Genomic DNA, 17,371 nt, shown 5'->3' on the forward strand with positions numbered 1-17,371 from the left:
ATGGCTATTCATATCGTTTTATTTGAACCAAAGAAAAAGGCCCAGGCCAACGGGGCTGTACCACTTGTTATTGCCCTTGAAGCACCAAACAAGAAAGCGGCCGAAGGTATTGCGATCGGCAAGCTTTACGAAAAATACCCTGAAAGCGTTGATAATTTTTTCAACCCAAAAACTGTGGAAGATCAGCCCGGTTACCCTCGCCCACCGGTCGGAGAATTTGACGAGCAATTCGCGCAGGATAACGTTTTTGACGGTAGTGTCTGGATTCAAAAGGAGCCAGAAACGGAACTACCAACCGGACCCGTTGACCTGCTGGCGCAACCAGCCAACGTCAAGATCGCAGCCGTTGTCATGTATGGCGACACCGAGATCGATAATAGCCAGCTATCGCTTGTGGTTGACTTACTGAATGACGACGAGACACCAGACGACACCGGCATGCGCGCGGTGATCGATGGGTTGGTTGCCGTGGAAGCAGTAGGCGCTATGCATCAAGCCGGTATTTATAACCTTATCACCGCCATTTTTGATAACGCTGGCGATCGCATGCCGTCCAGGGAGGACGTGAACGCCTTTGCTCAAGCATGGGTTGATAATCCTCGGGATCGCGAGAGCATCAAGCTGAACGCCAACGCCAACGCCAAAGTGAGTAACACCGAAGGCATACCTGATTACAACATGCTGGATATGCACGTCGCACTTTCAGTCATGTCAGTTCACCCTGACAACGCGAAAGCCGCCGACGTAAAAAACGCGAAAGAAATTATCGCAGCACGCGATTCCGTATGGCGTGCGTGGGACAAAACTCTACGGGTGATAATCGGTATCCTTAACGTTGATACAGACACCCGCCATGCGATCATTTCCGAAGGGCTGAAAAACCTCAAGTTAGTAAATAACGATGAAGAGCGCCTGCACTTTGTGAAAACTCGCCTTGCTGGACATCCGGCATGCACTGAGCTGGCAAACTATGGCCAGCAGGCCGAGAAAAATGTCGAGGTGGAAAACCTCGGCGGCGGCCGCTTCTCGATTGACGGTCTGACCGGTAGTGCCGAGCAGCATGAAAAACCAGCGGCGGCAGCAGATAACGCCTCAAATCAAGGCGGAAAAACGGAAGTCGTACAGCAACAAACCCAAGTTACCGACGCGACAGCGCAGCAGGCCAAAGAGCAGTTGGATCAAATGGGTTATGGCGTTTATGCCAATGCCCCAGTTGAAAAATCCCCCCAGCTGCAGCAGGCAGAAGAGAACGCCGACCGCGCCGAAACGCTCGTAAAGCAGCTTAAAACCGATGATTTCCAGCAACGCGCCGCACAGGTTGAGCAAGCACTCTCCGAGCAGCCAGTGGAGGATCGCGACAACCTCGACATCTGGAATCGCGTTTATAAAACCGATGCCAAATTCACAAAAGCTTTCAGCAACAACGGCGGAGGCACATCGATCAACGGCACCTACATGGTTATGCAGGCGACCAAAGTGTTTGGGCCACAGGGCATCAACTGGCGTGTGGAGGTCATCGAGGAACGTTTCATTGACGGTGCACCGATTATGCGAACAGCCAAGCAAGACGACGGTAATTTTGCTAAAGAGATCATCCCAAATGGTGCAGGTGGATATCTATGTGAAGTGAACCACGTAGTAACAATTCGTCTGCGATACAAACTCCGCGATAAAACTGGCGAAGTGATTGCCTACGGTTGCACACCATACATCTTTGCAACGCAGAAAGGCGGGATCATGAGCGATGGCGAAGCGCCGAAAAAATCCCTCACGGATGCCACCAAAAAAGCCCTGTCACAGCTCGGCTTCTCCGCTGACGTGTTCCTCGGCCTGTACGACGATCTAGCCTATCGCCAAGAGAACGATGCGGAGTTCGCGCTCAAGAATGCCAGCGATAAAGCCGAAGGTGTTACCCGTCTGCGCGAAGAGCTTGACGATAAGCTTACGAGAGTCGCGGAAACCCTCAAGGGCGCGGTAACTATCAACGAAGCAAACAAGGTCCATGGCTCGATAGCCCGCGAAATTGAGTCCAGCCGCAAGGCTGCGGAATCAGTCGGTGACACTGATTACGCCAAATATCTTGCCGCTCGCCTACGCCGCCTAACCACGCTGAAAGATGAACGCATCACCGCCCTGTCCAACGAGGAGAAAACATCATGAGCATCACCGCAATCGCATTAGCATCTGACTACGCCAAGCTGCAGCAACTGATCGAAACCTCCGACGACCTGACGCCAGAAATGATTGCCGATACTCTTGAAGGTATCGAGGGTGCGCTGGGCGACAAGCTCGACGCCGCCTTTATCCACGTCCGTAATCTTGAAGGGTTGGCCAAGACGGTTGATGAAGAAGTTAAGCGCCTGGCTGACCGTAAAAAGTCGTTCGAGAATCGCGCCAAATCCATCCGTCAGTATGTGCTGGCATGCCTGCTAGCATCCGGCCAGGACAAACTCAAAACCACGACCAATACCTTTACTGCGGCCAAAGGCCGGGCCAGTGTGGTGATCGAGAACGCAGACCTGCTACCTGATGAACTGGTGACTGTGCAAACGCTGGTGACTCCGGACAAAAAAGCCATCAAGGAAGCGATCGAGAACGGTGTCGAGGTCAAAGGCGCGCACATTGAGATCGGCGAACGCTCGCTGCAGGTGAGGTAATCAGATGCTTAATCGTTCTCAACGACGCGGCGTACCCGCTTATATCACTCTGCCCGATGGGCGCATAGGAACCATCATGACGGATCGCCGTTGTGAAGTTACCTACAACCTACCGCTGGATGTGAAGATCAGCAGTTCACCGCCGCCAGCAAAGTTGATTAAGCCTAATCAGAAATAGTCCGCCGCCATCGCTAGCATTGTGGGACACCTCACAACAAGGCAACCACAATGCAGCGATGGCAACCAGGCGCCCGCCTACTTTCTGACTTCGATCTCAAAATCGGCCGGCTGTCGGCCAGCGTACGGAAAACGCAACTCAGCGAGCAAGACGTCATCGAGGCGTGTCGTGTAACCGACGACGCAATCGCCAGGATGATTGAACCGAGGAAAGACCATGCGAAACGATCACGACATAATCACGAAAGAAGAGATGATTGAGTTGACCGGTCACCACTATAAGACGAAACAGTGTGACGCACTCCGACGGGCTGGAATATTTTTTATTGAGCGTCCGGACGGTCACCCAAAAACAACATGGGGGCATTTCCTGAACCCTGTGAAATACCGAAATTCGCCGCCGAAACCGGTGGCGGAAGAACCAGACTTCGAGGCGATGTAAGTGGCTGGTAAACGAAAAGACCCCGCAGATAACTGGATGCCATCGCGCGTATCCCGCGGCCGGTCCGCCTACGAGTTCAAGCATCCTGACGGCAGGACTATAAAGCTCTGCCCTCTCGATGCTGCACAATCTGCGGTCTGGGTGGCGTATGAGAAATTTATCAGCCAGAAAGAAGACAAAGCGACATTTAAGACCTTGGCCGATCGATTCCTCAACTCTGCAGAATTTACTGATTTAGCCTTCGATTCGCAGAAGGATTACCAGAAATATGCCAAAAAGGTGATGCCTGTTTTTGGGAAAATGGATCCGAATAATATTAAGCCTGAACACATCAGGAAATACATGGATAAGCGCGGCCTGAAAAGTAAGACGCAGGCAAACCGAGAAAAAACGTTCATGTCTCGGGTATTTGGCTGGAGCTACGAGCGCGGGTATGTGAAAGGAAATCCCTGCAAAGGTGTGAGGCAGTTCAAGGAGAAGTCTCGCGAACGCTATATCACAGACGCCGAGTATGGCGCTGTTTATGCCGTTGCACCGGATACGGTGAAGGTCGCAATGGAGCTAGCATATCTTTGCTGCGCGCGGCAGGCTGATGTTCTTATGCTAAACCGTGCACAGATTTTAGAGCCGGGGATCTTTATCCGTCAAGGGAAGACTGGCGCCAAGCAAATCAAAGCCTGGTCAGACCGACTTCGTGCGGCCGTGGCATTAGCCGACACGTTGCCAATCAAAGACGGCATTTCCAGCGTATACGTGATCCACCAGCGCAACGGCAACCGATATACCCGCGATGGATTCAACACCCAGTGGCGCAATGCAAAGCTGGCGGCTATCGCTGCAAATCCCGATCTTGATTTCGACTTCACCTATCACGACCTCAAAGCGAAAGGCATTTCCGATCTGGACGGTTCGCTGACAGATAAGCAGGCGATATCTGGCCACAAAAATGCAAGCCAAACGGCAATTTACGATCGCAAAGTGAAAATAGTGCCGGTGGTGGGTAATCAGAAAGGATGAATATTTATGCTGCTTTCAGATTTTATCTTCTGAAAGCATCTTCTGAAGATGTTCTGAAAGGTGATTTAGGGCACAAAAAAACCGCCTTCCGGCGGTCACGACATTACTACTTATTGCTTTGATTATTCTGAAATTTATTTTCCTGGTACCCGGGGCGGGACTTGAACCCGCACAGCCATAAGCCGAGGGATTTTAAATCCCTTGTGTCTACCGATTTCACCACCCGGGCTCGGGAAAATTGGAGGCGCGTTCCGGAGTCGAACCGGACTAGACGGATTTGCAATCCGCTACATAACCGCTTTGTTAACGCGCCTAAATTCTATTTGCCTTGTTCAGGCTAAAGCTCGTGAAACACCAGCTTTATCAAATTTGGAGCGGGAAACGAGACTCGAACTCGCGACCCCGACCTTGGCAAGGTCGTGCTCTACCAACTGAGCTATTCCCGCATCAATCAGAACTTACTGATTTTTTTGCTATCTTTCGGCAAATCACTGCTGCCGTCTGATGCGATGCATTCTACTTACCTGACGTAATGAGTCAATAAAATTGTTGTCTCATTACGTTTGTTTGACGATTTTTGCACCGCTTTGATCAGGGTTCCAGCAAATCTTTCCTGGCAGCGTTCAAATATTGGAACATTGACCAGAAAGTCAGCACCGCTGCGATGTACAACAAACCAAAAGAGACATACTCAACGGAGCGATCTGGACGCCACAACAATCCAACCAGCGACATCATTTGCGCCATGGTTTTTACTTTACCAATCCAGGATACGGCCACGCTGCTACGTTTACCAATCTCCGCCATCCACTCACGCAGTGACGAGATAATAATTTCACGGGCAATCATGGTCGCCGCAGGCAGAGTGATCCACCAGGTGTGGTAATGTTCCGCCACCAGCACCAGTGCCACAGCCACCATCACCTTATCTGCCACCGGGTCAAGGAACGCCCCGAAACGGGTAGTTTGCTTCCAGCGACGGGCGAGGAAACCATCAAACCAGTCGGTTATGGCAGCAAACACAAAGATAACGGCGCATAGCATCGGAGCCCAAGTGAATGGCAGATAAAATGCCAGTACAAAGAATGGGATCAGAACTACGCGGAACAGAGTAAGCCAAGTCGGTATATTCAATTGCATAATGCTAGGGTAACTATCTGGCTGGAGTGGAAATTAAGAGTATGTTGCTACATTGCCCTCAGTGTTTCAATGCATTGTAGATCTTTTCTGCCAATGCTTGTGAAATACCCGGCACTTTTGCAATTTCCTCCACGCTGGCGTTCAATAATGGTTGAAGTCCGCCCATATACTTCAACAACACCTGTCGCCTTTTTGGCCCAACACCGTCGATCAGTTCCAACGCGCTGGTATTTCTTACTTTTGCCCTTTTCTGGCGATGTCCGGTGATCGCGTGGTTATGCGAATCATCGCGGATATGCTGGATCACATGCAGCGCCGGCGAATCCGACGGCAGAGCAATGCCCTCGCCTTCCGGTACAAAGAACAACGTCTCTAACCCGGCTTTACGATCGGCGCCTTTAGCAATGCCAATCAGTAAAGGTTTGTTCTTATCCCAGGTCACATTCAGCGAGTTAAACACATCAATCGCCATGCCCAGTTGCCCTTTACCACCATCAATAAAGATAACGTCAGGGATTTTTTTCTCTTCCAGCGCCTTACCGTAACGGCGTTTCAGCACTTGCGCCATTGCGGCATAGTCATCACCCGGCGTAATACCGGTGATATTATAGCGCCGATATTCAGAACGCAGCGGCCCATTACCATCAAATACCACGCAGGACGCGACCGTTTGTTCTCCCATGGTATGGCTGATGTCGAAGCATTCCATGCGGTTAATCTCGGTCAGGTTCAACACTTTAGCCAATTCTGCAAGCCGCTGGTGAATCGTCGACTGCTGGGAAAGTTTGGTCGTCAGCGCGGTCGCCGCGTTTGTACGCGCCAGTTTAAGGTAACGCGCACGATCCCCTCGCGGTTTACTCTGGATCTGAATCTTACGACCCGCCAGTTCAGAGAGCGACTCAGCCAGCAGGTCTTTTTCCGGCAAGGTGAAATCCAACAGAATCTCCGCCGGCAAGGTGCGCATCTGGCTACCCTGTAAATAGAACTGGCCGACAAATGTTTGTACGACTTCGCTCATTTCGGTGCCGCCCGGTACTTTCGGGAAATAACTGCGGCTGCCCAACACTTTGCCCTGGCGAATAAACAGCACGTGCAGGCAAGCCATACCTGCCTCGAACGCCACGCCGATCACGTCCAGATCGTCACTATTGCCAGAAACAAACTGACGTTCAGTTACCCGCCGAACCGCCTGGATCTGATCGCGTATGCGCGCGGCGTCTTCAAAGTTCAATGCTTTACTGGCGTTTTCCATCCGTTCAATCAACTGATGCAATACCTGCTGATCTTTACCCGACAGGAACAGACGCACATAGTCCACCTGCTGTTGGTATTCATCCTCGCTGACTAGCCCGGCGACACAAGGCCCCAGGCATCGACCGATCTGGTACTGCAGACAAGGCCGTGAGCGATTGCGGTACACGCTGTTCTCACATTGGCGTATCGGGAACAGTTTCTGCAACAGCGCCAGCGTCTCGCGTACGGCATAGGAATTGGGGAATGGGCCAAAGTATTCGCCCTTGGCGTGTTTGGCACCACGATGCACAGCCAGCCGCGGGTGGCTGTCCGCACTGAGGAAGATCAGCGGATAAGATTTATCGTCTCGCAAAAGAACATTATATCGCGGCTGGTATAACTTTATGTAGTTATGTTCCAGCAACAGCGCTTCTGTTTCGGTATGCGTAACAGTTACGTCTATTTGCGCGATATTTTTAACCAACGTCTCCGTTTTGCGGCTACCAACCTGCTGGCGAAAGTAACTGGAGAGGCGTTTTTTCAGGTCTTTGGCTTTGCCGACATAGATAACCGTGCCACTAGCGTCATACATACGGTAGACGCCAGGTTGGCTGGTTACGGTGCTTAGAAATGCTTTGGCATCAAAACGGTCACTCACTGCTTAACAACGTCTCCGCATTGAACAATCCGTGTCGGATAGCCAGGTGTGTCAATTCGACATCGCCGCTGATATTCAGCTTACTGAACATACGGTAACGGTAACTGTTCACTGTTTTAGGGCTGAGGCTCAGTTGCTCTGAGATTTCATTCACCTTTTTGCCTTTGGTGATCATCAGCATAATTTGCAGTTCGCGTTCAGACAGGCAGCTGAACGGCGTCTCAGTCTGCGGTTCCAGCTGGCTCAGAGCCATCTGCTGGGCGATGTCGGACGCGATATATCGCTGCCCGGCCTGCACGGCACGAATAGCATTGACGACATCCTGTGGGGCCGCCCCCTTGCTCAGGTAACCCGCAGCGCCCGCCTGCATTACTTTGGCAGGCAATGGATTTTCCGTATGAATAGTCAGCATGATGACTTTAACGTCGGGCGCATAACGTACAATTTTACGCGTGGCTTCCAACCCGCCAATACCCGGCATATTCATATCCATAAGAACGATATCTACAGCATTGCCACGGCACCATTTAACGGCATCCTCACCGCACTGGGCCTCACCGACAACTTTTATACCTTTGATATCTTCCAGAATGCGTCGTATCCCTGCGCGCACCAGTTCGTGGTCATCAACAAGAAGAACGCTAATCAAGGAAAAATCTCCAAAAAGAAGGGAGTAACGCAATCAGCCTCTGTTATAGCCTGAGATATTACTTGTTTTTCAGACAAGAATGAACACAGATTAATACTTACTCCCGATTAACTTTGCGCAGTGGGCCTGACTTTTGAATTTTAGTCCCTAACGCAGCCCGATAAAAGCCAGCCTGCCGATGAAAATAGGCGATGTAAATATTACGGTGCATACCTTTGCCCCATGATACAGAACCCAAGGTTAACTACAGGTAAAATCAGTGTAAGCAATCGCAACATTGATAATATTACCACGAATACAATACCATTGTAATTCATTGAAAATGAACAAAATAGCAACCATTCATTTATCTGCCCCTTGGGTAACCACGATGGAAGACATTATTTCCTTATCTTACGGGCAACACATGGCAGGTAGATAGCATTGATATTTTAAATTACTTGTGCACGTTAACTGCGAGTTAGCGATCAAATACTTATTAAGCTTGGAAAAATAACTAACCTATTATTCTCCAACAAACCTGATGTCTGGCAGCAAGCTGCCGATTCATTAATCAATAATGAGTACGTGCCCTAATATGGCGACAGTGACACCTTCGCCCGATCCCGCAGCCTCCTCCCCGTGCTGGCACAGCCCCATCAGTGCAGATGCATTTCTGCATGCTATGCTATACTCCGCGCCCAGTTAAAGACGCATCTGCACGCCAGAGTGAATGAAGCCGGTGTGGGTGCGCATCAAAAATGCATATTGTTTCAGGCTTCGGCCTCAAAAATCAGGAGAGAAAATGAGCAACGTTGATTTCACTACGTCTGCAAACCCGGAAACGCTGGCAACAGAAGTCGCCTGTCTTAAAGCCACGCTGACGCTGATCCTGAAGTCGATCGGCCAGGCTGATGCCGGGAAAGTCATTATCAACATGGAACGCTTTATCGCACAAATCGAAGATCCGACCCAGGCCGAAATCTTTAAAAACAGCATTCAGCAGATTAAGCACGCCTACCGTCAATAATCTGTCCCCTTCAGGCCTGCCGTCAGGGCGGGCCCGCTTCCTCTGCGGTTTCCGACGAATTGATTCCCTTGGTTATTTCAGGCAATGTGTTTTTTATTTACGCCAGAGAGACATATGGGCATCGTGGTTAAAGCGCTGATCGGCGCGTTGGTGGTGGTATTCATTGCGCTGCTTGCCAAAAGTCGCAGTTACTATATTGCCGGTCTTGTGCCATTGTTCCCCACTTTTGCACTGATTGCTCATTACATTGTCGGCAGCGAACGTTCGATAGAAGCCCTGAGAACCACGCTGATTTTCGGCATGTGGGCCGTGTTACCCTATCTGGTCTACCTGATCTCACTGTATTGCTTTATCAACAGCATGAAGCTGTCTTGGGCACTGCTGGCTGCCGTATTGTGTTGGATCGCCGCAGCGTGGCTATTGGTTAGCCTATGGGGATGGTGGCAGGGGCGCTGACGGCCCCCGCCAGGTTTATGGCTTGCTGGCCTGCAGGACAAATCCGCGTTGCATATCGCCGGCGATTCGGAAATAACGGCTCTCACCGGCACGTAACGTCATCGGTAAGCGGCCGTTGGTATCACGCCAAATGCACAGGCTATTTTCGATCATATCCTGCCCAATGCTAATTTCATTATTACCTACGGGTATCCGAAACTCGGCCTTCTCTTTGGCCGCCAGTGATGCAGCAAACTCTCCGTTGATATACACCCCGGTACGGCAACTCCCTGCCAGCATTCCGCTGTCACGAACAACGACTACCGTTGCAAATGGCGTTTGCGGCACGTTCTGATAAAGCAACAAACGGCTAGGTGGTGGTAACTCCGCCTGTTGTAATGGAACACTTTGGGTGGCGCAGCCAGACAACAACATGGCCGTAACGAGTAAAGCGGCGTAATGCTTCATCCTGAGCTCCTGAAAAAAAACGATCCTCATAGTAGCAAGAGAATAACCGCCGACCGTAGCACTGAAGCGCTGTTGGTAGAAAAATAAGATAACTTCCAATGCTCTGGGGAGGATAGAAAAGAGGGCCATCTCCGCTTACCCACATTTTTCTATGTATAACAACCGGAGACATAAGAATATTCTGGTGTTATTATATTGAAATAGATAGGATTTTTATGGATAACCTAAAGCTTAACCATGCGTTTCTTAATGTCATCTTGAAAAACGCCACTCACATAGTTAAAGCCTTCATCTGTCACGTAAACTCGCGAATACCCATTTTCCGATAATTCAGTCACCATATAACCGGAACTGATCATCTCCGGAGAGGGTGCATTCATCAGGGTGATAAAGCCCCGTCCTCGACACCACTGATAAAAACGCGTACGGCCATAGCCCAATGAATCACCCACATCTGAAAGATTTCTCAACCCATCATAATTATCTGATAATGAAGGTAAACCAGCACTGTCTTTAGGTACTTCAGGTTTATTCGCCAAAATAAAACTCCCTTTAATGTCTTCATTATCATGACAATCATCTATCGATCCTGAATCTAGAAAATTTACACATGGATTGCAATCGCATTACCTGAAAATTCAATAATAGTTTTAACTGTGAAAACCCATAAAAAGCAATATAAATACCCTGCACCCAATTTTGCATACTTTAAATATCCTTTCTTAACCAAGAATAAAGAAAAATCCTTGGGTAAATATCTTAAAAATGCAGAAATATAAAACCCGAAAAAAACTTAGCGCGTGTATTATCACAATTAATTATTATTTCAATCATCAGTGAATTTCTCAGCCTCTATCCAGGCCGGCAAGGCTACATCAACCTCATCTAAACAATAACTATTATCATTTCCTTTTTTGGCACCAATTTATTACACTCCCCCCTTCCTCTGCTAGGAAAATTCCTAGGGAGTGCGTATAGGACGAAAGGAAGAGTCAGGGACACCATGAAGACGTATAGATTTTTGATTATATTACCATTAATGGCATTGAATGCCTGTACACAGTGGGAAAGAGCGGGTGCTGGCGCTGCCACTCGCGATGCTGAATATGCCGAATGCAAAGGGCGCGGCTTCGAGCGTTTTCCACCCGACGTGGTGAGAGATTTTGAATTTAGCTACGAAAACACCTATCAGACTTGCGAGAAAGATAAGAAGAACTGCCCGGCAGGTTATCGCTACGAAAAACAACCCTCGTTTAAAACGGTGCAAAATGATCGTAATGAGGGGGCCCGTTCGGCAACCATCGAAGCCTGCATGTACGGCAAAGGCTGGCATGAGAAAACGTATTATTGGCCACAGTATTAGGAATGCCAATGACGGGGTTGGCATGGCGCCTTCACCGATAGCGCGTGCCGCCGGAGATTATTCATCATCACCGTGCGGCATGCCGGACCTGGGTTTACGCTTGTCCCCTTCCGGCTTTTTATCTTTTGCCGCTGATAATGCCCGGCCAATCAGCCACAACAACAGCGGCATTAGCAGCAGGCACAGCCCCAGTGTAATCAGTGCATTTGTCATCCGTTCTCCGCCCGATTTTTCCGCTCACTCTGTCTGAGTGTAGCAGGCTTATCCGTCGGTTTTTATCCTTCCCAAGCGCGCCAATGTTGCCCCCCTTACCGGTGTTAATGGAATGCGCGGCGTTGAAAACTGCCAGCCGAACACGTGGCGTGCCGCTGTCGCACAGATCTTGCCCTGGCAGGCCCCCATGCCACAGCGGCTCCTCAACTTGGCCGACGTCCAGTCAGGCAAGCCACTAACCTCCCCCAGCGACACATCTTCACAACGGCACAACAATGTTTCGGGTGTTGCCAGCGCTTTCAATGCTGGATTAAGCATAAAGGCTCGCGCCACCGCATCAGAAAATTGCTGCCACTTGGCACGTTGTGCCGTTAATGCCTGCATATTCTCCAGATTGCCGGTTGCGGCATATCCAGCAATGGCGCCTTCAGCCAGCGCCAGTTCACTGCCGCCAATACCGGTACATTCACCGGCTGCATAAATATTCGCTTGGCTGGTCTGCTGGTCATCGCCCACCGCAATAACGTCATTGTCGATACGGCATCCCAATAGCATCGCCAGCTCGATATTCGCCACCAGCCCAAAACCACAGGCCAAACGTTCGCAGTCCAGTGTCACCACGCGCCCGCCTTTTTTAATCCTAACCGCTTTTAGCCGCTGTTCACCTAACGCCTCCAGCACATGGCAGCCTGGACGATAATGGCTATTGGCGAGAGCAAAAGACTGGCGTAACTTCACAGGCCAACGCCATAACCCGCCGGCAAAAGCCGCTATTTGCGAGACGGGCGCTTGCTCCGCCAGCATTATCACTTCCCCCCCTGCGCTGGCAACACTGTTGGCAACGGCCAGCAGCAATGGGCCGCTACCCGCAATAACCACCCGCTCTCCTTTAATAGGTAGCCCTTGCTTAATTTGCGCCTGCAGGCCGCCCGCGCCGGTCACGCCCGGCAACGTCCAACCGGGAAACGGGAGCAACAGTTCCCGAGCGCCGCAGCACAAAATCAGTTTTTGATACTCCACGGTGCCACTGTCCGCCGCATCTTCGTAGAGAATGCTTTGCGGCCCACACTGGGCTACGATTTTGACACCATTAAGCAATGTTATATTACTCTTTGCCTCAACGGCCCGACGGTATTGCTGCGCTAGCGTAGGTAACGCTACATTCGGCCCATCGCGCCAGATTTGCCCCCCTGGACGGAGGTTGTCGTCAAGCACCAGCACTGACCGGCCACTTTCTGCCGCAGCGCAAGCCGCCGCTAACCCTGCAGGACCAGCACCAACAATCAGTACATCACACGTGAGCTCACTCATTCTCTGTCCTTTCAATATGCATTCCAGGTTGACACAGCGTCTGACATGCCAGCCTCCGCAACCCATCCACCGTGACACGACACTCTTGGCAGATACCCATGCCACAAAACGGCGCACGTAATTGGCCGCTGACAGAAAAACGGCACCCATCCTGTCCACTCAGGCTGAGCGCAGCTGCCACGGTAATGCCCTCCGGCACGCAGAGAGTTTCACCGTTAAGGGTTAACGTAAGTAGAGTCTGTTTCTTGTTCATACCGACAACGCCTCTTTCCGAAACATGCGCGATGCCAGATAAGGTGTGTCATCAATGGCCAGTCGATGATTATGGATCTGCGCCGCGATCAGTGCTGCGCTGCCCAACGCTGTGGTGACACCCAGCCCTTCGTGACCTAACGCTAACCATAACCAGCGATGTTGAGGATGCGGGCCCAACAGCGGCAAGCCGTCGGCAGTCGCGGCGCGTTGACCGGTCCAGCAGCGGATAATGTTCATCTGAGCCAGTTCAGGCAGGAAGGTGTTGGCACGTGCCAACATGGCGGCCAGCAATACCATATCGATAGTGCTGTCAGGGACATCAAACTGGCGCGACGAGCCGATCAACAACTGGCCTGTTGGGCGAGCCTGAACGTTAAATGCTACCGAAGTGCCATCACTGGCATGGGCACTGGCGCCATAACCCAGTTCAACCAATTGATGACGCACCCGTCTGGGGTAACGATCGGTGATCGCAAGATGCCCTTTCTTCGCACGTAATAAGGGGCGTTCCAACAGCCTATCGGCCTGCAGGCCACTGGCCAGTACGACAACCGGCGCCGTTAGCCGTTCACCGCCGGCCAACACGACGGCCTGCGCTTCCAGCGCGATCGCCTCACCCGTGATCACTCTGACCGCAGACCCAGCGTCAGCGACTAACCACCGGGCAACGTTAGGGGCATACACGATGCCGTCACCCGGCACGCGTAATCCCCCCGCCAACCCGGCACGCAGCATAGGTTCCAGCCCCGCAACCTGAGTGGAGCTCAATGTTTCACTGGCAACTTCATATTCCGCCATACGTTGCCGCTTGCTTGCGGCAATGGCCATTTCATCGTCCCGCTCTGCCAGCCACAACGTACCACAACCGCGCCAGGCGCAGCTTTCCGGCATCCGGTCCACCACGCTGCGCCACAGTTGCAGCGAGTAGGCGCTTAAGGCCAGTTCCGCCGGGTTATCATCCATGCAAACCAGATGCCCCATGCCTGCTGCCGTCGCACCCGCACGCTGATTGTCTACCAGCAGGACTTGAACCCCCTGCCTTGCCAGTTGCCAGGCGCAGGCAGCACCAATGATGCCAGCCCCCACCACAATCGCCTCGGCACACCTGCAGGCAACCATTAACGGATCCCCCAAATAAAGGGATCACGCTCATCTAACAACAGTTGGCTGTCAGCACACACATAGGCTTGCCCACGAATAAACGGCGTCACGCGATCGCCGTTATGCTGGTAATAGCCGCTGAATTGGCTACCAATCACACTTGCCTGACGCCAAATTTCTCCTGGCTGTAATTTTCCGTCAGCGGCCAGACAGGCCAGCTTTGCACTGGTGCCAGTACCGCAGGGGGAACGGTCATAAGCCTTGCCCGGGCACAGTACAAAGTTGCGGCTGTCAGCCTGCGTATCGGCGGCAAAGAGTTCGATGTGATCAATATCGCCCCCCTCTTCCCCATAAATCCCCGCCAGCTCCAAAGCCTGACGCACAGCCCAACAAAAGGCCGTTAGGGCCTCCAGGTTTTGCGTATTGATAGCCAGATGATGCTCGCCGATCAGAAAAAACCAGTTCCCGCCCCAGGCAATATCGCCAACCACCGTTCCGTACCCCGCCACCTCAACCGCAACCTGTCGGCGATATCGGTAAGCGGGCACGTTTTCCACTGTTACACTGCCATCCGCGTGCAACGTGGCATTCACCGTACCCACCGGGGTTTCTATCAGGTGCTCCCCTACGCCAATCCGCCCCAGATAGGCCAGCGAGGCCACCAGTCCGATAGTGCCGTGGCCGCACATCCCCAGATAACCGGCGTTATTAAAGAAAATCACCCCTGCCGTTGCCTGTGGTGAACAGGGTTCACACAGCAAAGCCCCCACCAGCACGTCATTGCCGCGAGGCTCCAGAATAATAGCGCTGCGCCAGTCGTCATACTGTTGGGCAAACAGTGCCTTGCGCTCCGCCATACTGCCGGTGCCCAATGTGGGGAATCCATCGACGATCAGCCGTGTTGGCTCACCGCCAGTATGGGAATCGATCGCGCGCAGCCGGGTGAATTGCGAAGTAAGAGCCATCGGAGTCTCCTGGGTTAATGAAATGTTACCGATAGCGTTAGCCTGACCGAATATGCTGATGACGGCTTGATGCATTTCGGCGCGGGGAATGCAGAAATCAGCACAATTTTCGGCTTGGCGTTTTACCGGATGCCCGCTCAGTGGCATGCAAAAGTATGCGGTGTTCCGCATAATTGGCAGCTACGCTTGAAAAGTTATAAGAAAGTTAATATTGATTAAGCGCTTCAAAAATGGCCTGCCCGGCCGCCTCAGATTTGAGTCACTCGACGGGAAAAGGTATTGCTATGCGATTAGCCCAAGACCATCCGGTTATCACTGCTCCCCGGCCCCTTGTTGACGAACAGGAAGAGGACGTCTTTGCCATTGAACAACTGTCTCGCTGGTGCGATGGCCTGGCACAACAGCGCCCGAATACCCTGCATGATCTGCTGAATTCACTGGCGTTGATCGTGCCGCTGCTCAACGCCATTCCCAACGTCGTGTTCTTTATCAAAGACGTGCAGGCACGTTATCTGTTGGCCAACCTGACACTGGCTAAACGTTGTGGATTTAAAACCGTCACTCCGCTTCTGGGTAAAACCTCGGCGGACGTATTCCCAGCGCAGCTCGGTTCGGGGTATACCGAGCAAGATCGGCGTGTACTGCACCATGGCGTTATGATCCAGGATCAGCTGGAAATGCACCTGTACAGTGGCCGTGAAACCGGCTGGTGCCTGACGCAAAAGCTGGCGCTGTATGATACTCAGGGCAAAATCATCGGCATGGCGGGCATATCGCATGACCTGCAAGAGGCCAAAGCGAATCACCCCGCCTATCAACGTTTAGCCGCCATAGACGTCTATATTCGTCAGCATTACGCCCGCCCAATTGCTCTCGAAGAACTGACGACGCTCACTGCGCTTTCCGTGGCGCAGATCGAACGTTACTGCAAACGCATTTTTCATCTCACGCCACGCCAGATGATCCACAAAGTACGCCTGGAAAAAGCCACCGAACTGCTGGCCAGCGATCTGCCCATTACCGACATAGCCTTGCAGTGCGGCTACACTGATCACAGCGCATTCAGCCGCCAGTTTAAGGCGATGACCGGCTCCACACCTCGCGATTTCCGCATCACGCTCGCACCATAACGCATTGACTCATATCAATAACCTCTTCCTTTTAGGCGTGGTAAACGTCAGGGTTTTGGCTATCTGATGTTCTGTCCAATTGTGCCAATTTCGTCATGGCATTCGGCGAAAACCGTCAAGCCCCTGCGAACAATACAGGTCAATCTGTGATTGGATTTTACCAATAATTCACCATTGATTAACAAACTTGGACGACAGGACAAACACTATGAGCCATAAAGCCATTAGCTGGAGCGGCGTATTCCCGGCGGTCAGCACTCAGTTTCGCAGCGACTTTTCTTTGGATCTCGACGCCACCCATACGGTGATCAAAAACCTGGTCAAGGACGGCGTTTCGGGTCTGGTGGTCTGCGGCACCGTGGGTGAAAATACCTCGCTGACAATGCAGGAAAAACTGTCAGTCATTGAAGTCGCACGTGATGCTGCACAGGGCAAAGTGCCCGTCATTGCCGGCATCGCCGAATTCACTACCGCCTTCGCGAAGAATATGGCGCGTGAAGCTCAGAAGGTCGGTGTCGACGGCATTATGGTCATGCCGGCATTGGTTTACTCTGCCAAACCCCATGAAACCGCCACACACTTTCGCAGCGTTGCCACCGCCACCGATCTGCCGATCATGGTCTACAACAATCCTCCCATTTATAAAAACGACGTGACGCCCGACATCCTGACGACCCTGGTCGACTGCGAAAATATCGTGTGCTTCAAAGACTCTTCCGGTGATACCCGTCGCTTTATCGATTTGCGTAATGAGGTCGGTGACCGCTTTGTGCTGTTCGCAGGCTTGGACGACGTCGTACTGGAAAGCATCGCCGTCGGCGCCGAAGGGTGGATCTCAGGAATGTCTAACGCCTTCCCACGCGAAGGCGAAACGCTATTCCGCCTGGCGAAGCAAAAACGCTTTGAGGAAGCGCTGGCGCTCTACAGCTGGTTTATGCCGTTGCTGCACCTGGATGCGCGACCGGATTTGGTGCAGTGCATCAAGCTGTGTGAAGAGTTAGTCGGCCGTGGCAGCGCTATCACCCGTCCGCCACGTTTAGCGCTGCAAGGCGAGACGCTTGCCGACATCACTGCGGTGGTCAAAAAAGCGCTGGCAAACCGCCCAGCATTGCCGAATGTCGGTCTTTAATCGCCGCTCTCACTCGCCC

20 protein-coding genes and 3 tRNA genes are annotated in these 17,371 nt (G+C 51.9%); 10 read left to right on the top strand and 13 right to left on the bottom strand.

From position 1 onward, the window contains the following. The 5 genes from ACI2J2_RS08715 (at window position 1) to ACI2J2_RS08735 (ending at window position 4,293) form a co-directional block, all read left to right on the top strand. Window positions 1–2,160 carry a hypothetical protein gene (locus ACI2J2_RS08715; RefSeq protein ID WP_404759881.1) on the top strand — a complete coding sequence of 720 codons (2,160 nt, stop codon included), beginning with the start codon at window positions 1–3 and terminating at the stop codon, window positions 2,158–2,160. Beyond that, the gene (locus ACI2J2_RS08720) at window positions 2,157–2,657 is read left to right on the top strand and encodes a siphovirus Gp157 family protein (protein WP_122078427.1); all 501 of its coding nucleotides are present in this window, start codon (window positions 2,157–2,159) and stop codon (window positions 2,655–2,657) included. Before ACI2J2_RS08715 ends, ACI2J2_RS08720 begins: the two co-directional genes overlap by 4 nt. 4 nt (window positions 2,658–2,661) lie before the next feature. After that, entirely contained in the window at window positions 2,662–2,835 is a 174-nt protein-coding gene (locus ACI2J2_RS08725; protein WP_201895455.1) for a hypothetical protein, read from the top strand. Window positions 2,836–3,051: 216 nt separating this feature from the next. Continuing rightward, a complete protein-coding gene (locus ACI2J2_RS08730) occupies window positions 3,052–3,276 on the top strand; it encodes a DUF4224 domain-containing protein (RefSeq protein ID WP_122078423.1) in 225 nt (74 codons plus the stop codon). After that, the gene (locus ACI2J2_RS08735) at window positions 3,277–4,293 is read left to right on the top strand and encodes a phage integrase central domain-containing protein (RefSeq protein ID WP_404759882.1); all 1,017 of its coding nucleotides are present in this window, start codon (window positions 3,277–3,279) and stop codon (window positions 4,291–4,293) included. Between the two features lie 143 nt (window positions 4,294–4,436). Here the strand turns inward: ACI2J2_RS08735 and ACI2J2_RS08740 are convergent. From ACI2J2_RS08740 to uvrY, 6 genes are all read right to left on the bottom strand, one after another. Next, window positions 4,437–4,522, bottom strand: a tRNA-Leu gene (locus ACI2J2_RS08740). 10 nt (window positions 4,523–4,532) lie between these two features. Continuing rightward, window positions 4,533–4,606, bottom strand: a tRNA-Cys gene (locus tag ACI2J2_RS08745). 57 nt (window positions 4,607–4,663) lie between these two features. After that, window positions 4,664–4,739, bottom strand: a tRNA-Gly gene (locus tag ACI2J2_RS08750). Window positions 4,740–4,884: 145 nt separating this feature from the next. Beyond that, entirely contained in the window at window positions 4,885–5,433 is a 549-nt protein-coding gene (gene pgsA, locus ACI2J2_RS08755; protein ID WP_209632685.1) for a CDP-diacylglycerol--glycerol-3-phosphate 3-phosphatidyltransferase, read from the bottom strand. Window positions 5,434–5,491: 58 nt separating this feature from the next. Next, window positions 5,492–7,324, bottom strand: coding sequence for an excinuclease ABC subunit UvrC (uvrC, locus tag ACI2J2_RS08760; RefSeq protein ID WP_209632684.1), 1,833 nt, complete (start codon window positions 7,322–7,324; stop codon window positions 5,492–5,494). Further along, the gene (gene uvrY / locus ACI2J2_RS08765; RefSeq protein ID WP_012006273.1) at window positions 7,317–7,973 is read right to left on the bottom strand and encodes a UvrY/SirA/GacA family response regulator transcription factor; all 657 of its coding nucleotides are present in this window, start codon (window positions 7,971–7,973) and stop codon (window positions 7,317–7,319) included. Before uvrY ends, uvrC begins: the two co-directional genes overlap by 8 nt. Before the next feature lie 784 nt (window positions 7,974–8,757). Between uvrY and ACI2J2_RS08770 the strand changes: the two genes are divergently transcribed. Further along, window positions 8,758–8,982, top strand: a complete 225-nt coding sequence (locus tag ACI2J2_RS08770) for a DUF2594 family protein (RefSeq protein ID WP_020826235.1) — start codon at window positions 8,758–8,760, stop codon at window positions 8,980–8,982. Between the two features lie 114 nt (window positions 8,983–9,096). Then, window positions 9,097–9,438: a GlpM family protein gene (locus ACI2J2_RS08775; RefSeq protein ID WP_209632683.1), complete on the top strand. Its 342-nt coding sequence runs from the start codon at window positions 9,097–9,099 to the stop codon at window positions 9,436–9,438. 15 nt (window positions 9,439–9,453) lie between these two features. Here the strand turns inward: ACI2J2_RS08775 and ACI2J2_RS08780 are convergent, their stop codons facing one another. Beyond that, window positions 9,454–9,885: a hypothetical protein gene (locus tag ACI2J2_RS08780; RefSeq protein WP_209632682.1), complete on the bottom strand. Its 432-nt coding sequence runs from the start codon at window positions 9,883–9,885 to the stop codon at window positions 9,454–9,456. A gap of 224 nt (window positions 9,886–10,109) precedes the next feature. Continuing rightward, a complete protein-coding gene (locus tag ACI2J2_RS08785) occupies window positions 10,110–10,424 on the bottom strand; it encodes a hypothetical protein (protein WP_209634229.1) in 315 nt (104 codons plus the stop codon). A 464-nt stretch (window positions 10,425–10,888) separates the two neighbouring features. On the opposite strand from ACI2J2_RS08785, the gene ACI2J2_RS08790 reads away from it, so the two are divergent. Further along, window positions 10,889–11,248, top strand: coding sequence for a hypothetical protein (locus ACI2J2_RS08790; RefSeq protein WP_209632680.1), 360 nt, complete (start codon window positions 10,889–10,891; stop codon window positions 11,246–11,248). Between the two features lie 57 nt (window positions 11,249–11,305). On the opposite strand, the gene ACI2J2_RS08795 is transcribed toward ACI2J2_RS08790, so the two are convergent. Genes ACI2J2_RS08795 through ACI2J2_RS08815 form a run of 5 tightly spaced genes read right to left on the bottom strand, consistent with a single transcriptional unit; the run spans window position 11,306 to window position 15,093 of the window. Continuing rightward, on the bottom strand, window positions 11,306–11,461 hold the full coding sequence (locus tag ACI2J2_RS08795; RefSeq protein WP_209632679.1) for a hypothetical protein: 156 nt from the start codon (window positions 11,459–11,461) through the stop codon (window positions 11,306–11,308). A 48-nt stretch (window positions 11,462–11,509) separates the two neighbouring features. Next, complete coding sequence (locus ACI2J2_RS08800) at window positions 11,510–12,772, bottom strand: FAD-dependent oxidoreductase (RefSeq protein WP_404759883.1); 1,263 nt, start codon at window positions 12,770–12,772, stop codon at window positions 11,510–11,512. Then, window positions 12,765–13,025, bottom strand: a complete 261-nt coding sequence (locus ACI2J2_RS08805) for a (2Fe-2S)-binding protein (protein WP_404759884.1) — start codon at window positions 13,023–13,025, stop codon at window positions 12,765–12,767. The genes ACI2J2_RS08800 and ACI2J2_RS08805 overlap by 8 nt, the downstream gene beginning before the upstream one ends. Next, on the bottom strand, window positions 13,022–14,146 hold the full coding sequence (locus ACI2J2_RS08810) for an NAD(P)/FAD-dependent oxidoreductase (protein WP_404759885.1): 1,125 nt from the start codon (window positions 14,144–14,146) through the stop codon (window positions 13,022–13,024). The genes ACI2J2_RS08805 and ACI2J2_RS08810 overlap by 4 nt, the downstream gene beginning before the upstream one ends. Beyond that, a complete protein-coding gene (locus tag ACI2J2_RS08815) occupies window positions 14,146–15,093 on the bottom strand; it encodes a 4-hydroxyproline epimerase (protein ID WP_404759886.1) in 948 nt (315 codons plus the stop codon). The genes ACI2J2_RS08810 and ACI2J2_RS08815 overlap by 1 nt, the downstream gene beginning before the upstream one ends. A 284-nt stretch (window positions 15,094–15,377) precedes the next feature. Here ACI2J2_RS08815 and ACI2J2_RS08820 point away from each other — a divergent pair, with 284 nt between their 5' ends. Together ACI2J2_RS08820 and ACI2J2_RS08825 are read left to right on the top strand one after the other, a co-directional pair. Continuing rightward, window positions 15,378–16,223 carry an AraC family transcriptional regulator gene (locus ACI2J2_RS08820; RefSeq protein WP_265555028.1) on the top strand — a complete coding sequence of 282 codons (846 nt, stop codon included), beginning with the start codon at window positions 15,378–15,380 and terminating at the stop codon, window positions 16,221–16,223. A gap of 208 nt (window positions 16,224–16,431) precedes the next feature. Beyond that, window positions 16,432–17,352: a dihydrodipicolinate synthase family protein gene (locus ACI2J2_RS08825; RefSeq protein ID WP_404759887.1), complete on the top strand. Its 921-nt coding sequence runs from the start codon at window positions 16,432–16,434 to the stop codon at window positions 17,350–17,352. The last annotated feature ends 19 nt before the right edge of the window (window positions 17,353–17,371 follow it).

Origin of the sequence: Serratia sp. NPDC087055 (genome assembly GCF_044900985.1) — a bacterium.
Lineage (GTDB): Bacteria > Pseudomonadota > Gammaproteobacteria > Enterobacterales > Enterobacteriaceae > Serratia.

What these genes read in the sequence shown, in the direction of transcription:
- ACI2J2_RS08770 (WP_020826235.1), top strand. Translation starts at nt 8,758, where the DNA reads ATGAGCAACGTTGATTTCACTACGTCTGCAAACCCGGAAACGCTGGCA.
- ACI2J2_RS08820 (WP_265555028.1), top strand. Translation starts at nt 15,378, where the DNA reads ATGCGATTAGCCCAAGACCATCCGGTTATCACTGCTCCCCGGCCCCTT.
- ACI2J2_RS08805 (WP_404759884.1), bottom strand. Translation starts at nt 13,025, where the DNA reads ATGAACAAGAAACAGACTCTACTTACGTTAACCCTTAACGGTGAAACT.
- ACI2J2_RS08815 (WP_404759886.1), bottom strand. Translation starts at nt 15,093, where the DNA reads ATGGCTCTTACTTCGCAATTCACCCGGCTGCGCGCGATCGATTCCCAT.
- ACI2J2_RS08810 (WP_404759885.1), bottom strand. Translation starts at nt 14,146, where the DNA reads ATGGTTGCCTGCAGGTGTGCCGAGGCGATTGTGGTGGGGGCTGGCATC.
- ACI2J2_RS08715 (WP_404759881.1), top strand. Translation starts at nt 1, where the DNA reads ATGGCTATTCATATCGTTTTATTTGAACCAAAGAAAAAGGCCCAGGCC.
- ACI2J2_RS08825 (WP_404759887.1), top strand. Translation starts at nt 16,432, where the DNA reads ATGAGCCATAAAGCCATTAGCTGGAGCGGCGTATTCCCGGCGGTCAGC.
- ACI2J2_RS08795 (WP_209632679.1), bottom strand. Translation starts at nt 11,461, where the DNA reads ATGACAAATGCACTGATTACACTGGGGCTGTGCCTGCTGCTAATGCCG.
- ACI2J2_RS08800 (WP_404759883.1), bottom strand. Translation starts at nt 12,772, where the DNA reads ATGAGTGAGCTCACGTGTGATGTACTGATTGTTGGTGCTGGTCCTGCA.
- ACI2J2_RS08775 (WP_209632683.1), top strand. Translation starts at nt 9,097, where the DNA reads ATGGGCATCGTGGTTAAAGCGCTGATCGGCGCGTTGGTGGTGGTATTC.
- ACI2J2_RS08780 (WP_209632682.1), bottom strand. Translation starts at nt 9,885, where the DNA reads ATGAAGCATTACGCCGCTTTACTCGTTACGGCCATGTTGTTGTCTGGC.
- ACI2J2_RS08725 (WP_201895455.1), top strand. Translation starts at nt 2,662, where the DNA reads ATGCTTAATCGTTCTCAACGACGCGGCGTACCCGCTTATATCACTCTG.
- ACI2J2_RS08720 (WP_122078427.1), top strand. Translation starts at nt 2,157, where the DNA reads ATGAGCATCACCGCAATCGCATTAGCATCTGACTACGCCAAGCTGCAG.
- pgsA (WP_209632685.1), bottom strand. Translation starts at nt 5,433, where the DNA reads ATGCAATTGAATATACCGACTTGGCTTACTCTGTTCCGCGTAGTTCTG.
- ACI2J2_RS08730 (WP_122078423.1), top strand. Translation starts at nt 3,052, where the DNA reads ATGCGAAACGATCACGACATAATCACGAAAGAAGAGATGATTGAGTTG.
- ACI2J2_RS08790 (WP_209632680.1), top strand. Translation starts at nt 10,889, where the DNA reads ATGAAGACGTATAGATTTTTGATTATATTACCATTAATGGCATTGAAT.